Genomic DNA, 1447 nt, shown 5'->3' on the forward strand with positions numbered 1-1447 from the left:
TAGACAATCATACGTATCAGAAAGATGATTAGGTGGTATCTTAACTAACAACAGAACAATCTTCCAAAGAGTTAGAAGAATGCAAGAACTTGAAAGACTACAAGAAGGTGGTTTTGCAGGTTACACTAAAAAAGAAGGTGTTCTATTCACTAAAGAATTAGAAAAACTACAAAGAAACCTTAACGGTATCAGAAACATGAAAGGTAGACCACACGTAATGATCGTGGTAGACCCACAACACGATTTAAACGCTGTTAAAGAAGCAAGAAGATTAGGAATGAAAATCGTTGGTATTACAGATACTAACTGTGATCCTTCACTAGTTGATATTGCTATCCCAGCTAACGATGATTCAGCTAAATCAGTAACATTAATCCTTACAATCCTTGCAGATGCTATTGCAGCAGCTAAAGGTGGAAAAGAATTATTCGCTTACAAATCAGATGAAGAAATCGTTCTTCCAGAAGAACCTAAGAGAGAAAGAAAATTCCCTCAAAGAGGACCAAGAAGATTTAACGACAACAGAAGACCAGCATTCAACAGAAATGAAAGAACTGCATCAAACGCAGCTCCTAAAGCTGTAGAAGCTAAAAAAGAAGAAGTTAAAAAACCAGCAGCTAAAGTTGAAAAAACAGGTTTAGAAGCACATACAGTAGCAGAATTAAGAGAAATGGCTAAAGCTAAAGAACTTAAAGGTTACTCAACACTAAAAAAAGCTGAGCTTATCGAAGCTCTACAAGCGTAAGGAGATATAATGGCAGTTACAGCACTACAAGTTAAAGAACTTAGACAAAGAACAGGAGCAGGAATCTTAGATTCTAAAAAAGCTCTTGAAGCTACAGACGGAGACGTTGATAAAGCTATCGAATGACTACAAGAAAGAGGAGCAAGTAGAATTGCAGCTGAAGGTTTAGTAGCTACAGCACAAAACGAAACAGCAGCAGTTATGGTTGAAATCAACTCAGAAACTGACTTCGTTGCTAAAAACGCTCAATTCCAAGAATTAGTTAAAACAATCGCAAACGGACTTCTAGCAGTAGAATTCGCATCAGACGAAGAAGCAGCAAACGCTATCATTAACGGTAAAACAGTTACTGAACTATGTGTAGAAGCTACTTCAACAATCGGTGAAAAAATCTCATTCCGTAGAGCAACAAAAGTTGTTAAAGCTGATAACCAATCAATTGGTTCATATACACACGCTAATGGACAAATTGCTTCATTAGTTGTAATTGAAGGTGGAAATGAAGAAGCAGCTAAAAACGTTTCAATGCACGTTGCAGCTATGAACCCAGAATTCTTAGATGCAGATTCAATGCCTCAAGAAACAATCGCTTCACATAAAGCTGAAATCATGGAAGAGTTAAAAGATGTTAACAAACCAGAAAAAATTAAAGAAATGATGGCTGAAGGAAAACTAAGAAAAATCCTTTCTGACCTAACACTT

2 protein-coding genes are annotated in these 1447 nt (G+C 36.5%); both read left to right on the forward strand.

The features are described from left to right. On the forward strand, window positions 1-745 hold a 745-nt coding region (gene rpsB / locus C4B25_RS04650; protein WP_131613991.1), incomplete at its 5' end, for a 30S ribosomal protein S2. Window positions 746-754: 9 nt separating this feature from the next. Then, window positions 755-1447, forward strand: a 693-nt coding sequence (gene tsf / locus C4B25_RS04655) for a translation elongation factor Ts (protein WP_131613993.1), incomplete at its 3' end; no start/stop codon positions are given.

The organism is Mycoplasma todarodis (assembly GCF_004335995.1).
In the GTDB taxonomy this organism is placed as follows: domain Bacteria; phylum Bacillota_I; class Bacilli_A; order Mycoplasmatales; family Metamycoplasmataceae; genus Mycoplasma_K; species Mycoplasma_K todarodis.